This is a genomic window from Methanoregula sp., from assembly GCF_003170075.1.
Taxonomy (GTDB): Archaea; Halobacteriota; Methanomicrobia; order Methanomicrobiales; family Methanospirillaceae; genus Methanoregula.
On sequence record NZ_PMZU01000014.1, the window covers coordinates 1 to 4058 of the forward strand.

Annotated in this window: 5 protein-coding genes; 3 read left to right on the top strand and 2 right to left on the bottom strand. The window is 53.4% G+C overall.

All coding sequences use genetic code 11. The annotated features are described in order from the left end of the window. On the top strand, nucleotides 1-294 hold a 294-nt coding region (locus QZN75_RS01110; RefSeq protein ID WP_292423651.1), incomplete at its 5' end, for an ABC transporter ATP-binding protein. Beyond that, on the top strand, nucleotides 291-1490 hold the full coding sequence (locus tag QZN75_RS01115) for an FtsX-like permease family protein (protein WP_292423654.1): 1200 nt from the start codon (nucleotides 291-293) through the stop codon (nucleotides 1488-1490). The genes QZN75_RS01110 and QZN75_RS01115, both read left to right, overlap by 4 nt. A 12-nt stretch (nucleotides 1491-1502) precedes the next feature. Here QZN75_RS01115 and QZN75_RS01120 read toward each other — a convergent pair whose 3' ends face one another. Beyond that, entirely contained in the window at nucleotides 1503-2342 is an 840-nt protein-coding gene (locus QZN75_RS01120; protein ID WP_292423657.1) for a class I SAM-dependent methyltransferase family protein, read from the bottom strand. 207 nt (nucleotides 2343-2549) lie between these two features. Between QZN75_RS01120 and QZN75_RS01125 the strand changes: the two genes are divergently transcribed. Beyond that, nucleotides 2550-3176: an FkbM family methyltransferase gene (locus QZN75_RS01125; protein WP_292423659.1), complete on the top strand. Its 627-nt coding sequence runs from the start codon at nucleotides 2550-2552 to the stop codon at nucleotides 3174-3176. Nucleotides 3177-3405: 229 nt separating this feature from the next. Here the strand turns inward: QZN75_RS01125 and nikR are convergent, their stop codons facing one another. Then, the gene (nikR, locus tag QZN75_RS01130) at nucleotides 3406-3828 is read right to left on the bottom strand and encodes a nickel-responsive transcriptional regulator NikR (RefSeq protein ID WP_292423661.1); all 423 of its coding nucleotides are present in this window, start codon (nucleotides 3826-3828) and stop codon (nucleotides 3406-3408) included. Nucleotides 3829-4058: the final 230 nt, after the last annotated feature.

The following is a 4058-nucleotide window of genomic DNA, read 5'->3' on the forward strand; positions in this document are numbered from 1 at the left end:
CTCGACGAGGTAGGAATTGAGAGGGAAATGGCAGAACACCGGCCCAACCAGCTCTCGGGAGGACAACAGCAGCGGGTGGCCATTGCCCGGGCGCTCGTTAATGAGCCAAAGATCCTTCTCTGCGATGAACCGACCGGTAATCTCGACCGTAAGACCGGATTCCAGATCATGGATATTCTCTGTGGCCTGCACAGTGAGGGAAAGACGGTCATTCTCGTGACCCATGACCCGAAGATCGCCGAGTACGCACACCGTACAATCCGGCTGGAAGACGGGAGGATTGTAGAATCATGATCAAAGGAGATATTTTTTTTGACCTCTCTGTGAGGAGCGTCCGCCTGAATTTCCTGCGCTCGCTTCTTGCCTCGATCGGGATCGTGATCGGTGTCGTTGCTATCTCGTCAATGGGAATGCTGGGGACCAACATGCAGCTCTCGGTAAAAGATCAGCTCTCGGCAAACGTCAACACGATTATGCTCACATCCGATGTTGTAAGAATGAGCACTACCCCGGGGGCTGTCACTGCTGCAAATGGAATTGACGCGAGTGAGCTCAACGATATCAGGTCATCTGCGGGGCAGAATGATGTTGTCCCGATCCATCGTACCAGTACGCAGTTTACTGTCGGGAATACCAATGGAAGAGGTTCGATCTATGGGCTTAACCCCAGCGACATCCCAAAATTCCTCACGGTTGCAAACGGATCGAATATCCATGGCGGTGACCAGGCGCTGGTGGGTGCAACGGTTGCAAGTAACCTGAATATTGCAGTCGGAGATACCCTGAAAATCGGACAGAACTGCGCCACGGTTACCCGACCGGTCGTCAGGGTTGCCGGCATTCTCCAGGCACGGGGAATTGCCGCCGATGGGGTCAATGCAGATAATGCAATCATTGTTTCCGATAACTGGTATACGAATCACTTCGGTGACCTTGACGTCTATGATCAGGTGAACGTGATCCTGCAGGATGTTGATACTATCAACCAGACAGAAGCTGCAATTGACAAGAAAGTAAACCGGAATTCGGAAGTCGTGCGAATCTCCGACGCCAGCTCCCGGTTGTCTACTATCACCAGTACGTTAGGAACGATTACAACGTTTATTATGGCAATTGGCGGTATCTCTCTTGTCGTTGCTGCGGTGAGCATCTTCAATGTCATGATGATGTCGGTCAAGGAACGGGTACAGGAGATTGGTATCCTGCTCTCTATCGGGACTGAAAAAGGTGAAGTGCGCAGGATGTTCCTGTACGAGGCGCTCATCCTCGGTATCATTGGTGCGGTGGTGGGCGGAATCATGAGCTTTATTATCGGATACTCGGTCGTGAATGCCATGATCGGCAGCACCGCATACTTCTTCCGCCCGGAAAGCCTCATCTACATCCCGTACGGCATGATCATCGGCGTCGTTGTCTGCGTAGTGTCGGGGCTCTATCCCGCGTGGATGGCCTCAAATATGGACCCGATCGACGCACTGCGGGCCGAATAGGATCATCCGTTTTCATCCCGGATTCGCGGGTGTATCCGCGACTCTCCCCGGATGTCCTGCTTTTTTAAGATCGAACACCCAACGGGCCACCGAAGGGGCGACATTTCCGCACCGGCGCCGGGTAACGACATGGTAGCCGGTTCTTTTAAAGGTTCGTTCCATCTCTTCACTCTGCTTCCGGTTTTTGAACGTGTAAAAATGGAACATGCCCCTGGGTCTGACGTAAGGTGCGAGAACACCAAGGATCTCATCCATCCCGTACGGTGTCGGGATGATTGCCCGGTCAAACGGCTCTGATGGCAGAAGTGCGGTGTCGAATGCGTCGCCACAGACTGCCGTGACCCGGCCGGCACACCGGTTTAGCCGCATGGTCTCCTGCAGCCAGCGGTACGCATCCGGGTTCTGTTCTACTGCCAGGACGGATGCCCCGCGTGCAGCGGCGGGTATGACAAACGGTCCCGCGCCGCAGAAAGGAACAAGTACCCTCTCCCCTGCCTGTACCTGGCTGGTCACCCGCCAGCGCTCGCTTGCGAGACGGGGATTAAAAAAGACTGTGCCGAGGTCGAGACGGTAGGAAAAACCGTACTCGTGGTGCGTGGTTATCGTGGTCTCACCGGAGATAATATCGTAGCGCGCCGTGCGGCAGTCTCCCCTGACTTTTTCCACTTTAAGAAGAACTGTCCTGATGCCTTGCCGGTGGGATTTGATCGTCTCTGCGATGACGGGGGCATATCCGTTAAGATCCTCCGGCAGGGCAATAATGGCGATGTCCCCGATCACATCGAAATGCGGGGAGATGCGCCGACGGTCCTCCTCCGGTATGATCCCAAAAAGACGTTCTTTTAATCCCATGGACAGTACCCGGGTACGCACCTGACAAACAAAAGTTCTTGGCCGGTACCTCACATCCCTTTCGGCATGCCACAAATTCGTATGTGCAGGAAGTCCTTTTTCCGGGCTCCGGGAGAAAGGATCAGTTTTATCGCATGGTCTGCTCTACCGGGAAAAGCACACGTGGTTTCCCAACTTTGTGTGGGGTACCCCCGGCGGTTCATCCTCATGAATAAACCAAATGCTGATCCCACCCGCAACTCTTCTGCGCTGCCCATCGTCACCCGTGACCAGGTACTGTTCCAGGTGACCGGTGCACCGTACCGGCAGATCACAGAAGTACCCGAGTACCAGTTTTCTGATATCCGGCCGGATGACCGCGTACTCGATATCGGGGCAAATGTCGGGGCGTTCTGCCTGCGGGCGGCACGGTTCTCACCACATGTGACTGCCGTTGAACCGGTGACTGCCGATTTGCTGGAAGAGAATGTCCGGCTCAACCATGCGGACGTGCGGATCATCCGGGGGGCGCTTGGCACAGGCGTGCCGGCAGAGATATCCTGGGACGGGTACCGGTGCTTGTCCCCCACGTACACACTGGGAAACCTCGTTCGGATGGCCGGGGGCTGCGATTTCCTGAAATGCGACTGCGAGGGAGCAGAGTGGCTGATCCAGCCCCGGGATCTCGACGGGATCCGGAGAATCGAGATGGAACTGCATATCCCTCCTATCAGCGGGCTCCCGGATCCTGTGCTGCTGGATTACATCGGGGACCGGTACATGTTCTCTATTGACCGTTCACCGGTATATTCCACCCTGGGCGTGATGGGAATATTGCACGCGACGCGGAAGTGAAGCGTCGGGATTGGGTGGGGTTGTATTGTCTAAAAAAAGTTCGTGGGGGTCCGGCTTTGTTCACGAAGTGGGTGGTGAATCTTCCAGTCCCCGTGTTACACCGGCTGTATATCTGTTTTTCATAAGGTTGACAATGGTTCCCATCAGCAAGAGCACTGCCGGCATAATGAAAATTTTACCGGAATACCCGGAACAAATGTGAAAAAAAGCGGGGGTTGACCCGTCCCCGTTAGTCCTCAATCTGGATTGTGGTAAGTTTCACTGATTCGACCCCTTTCTGGGACATCAGCCGTTCGGCAAGTGTCTTGATCTGCGCACCGTCCCCATGTACAAGGATCACTTCAAGGCACCTGGTATGGGTTACGTGCGAATGGAGGGATGCCTTTATGATCTCGTGGTACTCGTGCTGGACATCGGTGATGGTGGTGAGAAGGCCGCGCTGGTCGTGATCGTAGACCATCGTAATAACCCCTTCGCGTTCTCCCTTGACATCTGCCATCCATTTGTAGTAGGTAATGTAGGTGCGAATGGCGTCACGGATGCCTTCCGACCGGGAGGAATACCCACGGGCGTTAATAATTTCATCAAACCGGTCGAGCAGGTTCTTGGGAAGTGATATTCCGATGCGGGAGAGATCATTGTCGAGGGTCATATAACATCAGTCATGTGAATATCATTGCTGCTTGTTTTTTAAGGTTTGGAAAAAATGGTAGGTGGAGTAATACTTTGTAAGATCTTGAAGATGGCATCATCCATGATTCCTATTCTAGTGCTGATCTTCGTTGTGTTTATCTTTAGTACCCGTACGTGAGCAACTTATCAGATGCGGAGATTTTTTAGCGATCAATCAATAACGACAAGTTTACAATTTTAAGTTAATAT

Coding starts and splice junctions, on each gene's coding strand:
- nikR (WP_292423661.1), bottom strand. CDS start 3,828: ATGACCCTCGACAATGATCTCTCCCGCATCGGAATATCACTTCCCAAG.
- QZN75_RS01125 (WP_292423659.1), top strand. CDS start 2,550: ATGAATAAACCAAATGCTGATCCCACCCGCAACTCTTCTGCGCTGCCC.
- QZN75_RS01120 (WP_292423657.1), bottom strand. CDS start 2,342: ATGGGATTAAAAGAACGTCTTTTTGGGATCATACCGGAGGAGGACCGT.
- QZN75_RS01115 (WP_292423654.1), top strand. CDS start 291: ATGATCAAAGGAGATATTTTTTTTGACCTCTCTGTGAGGAGCGTCCGC.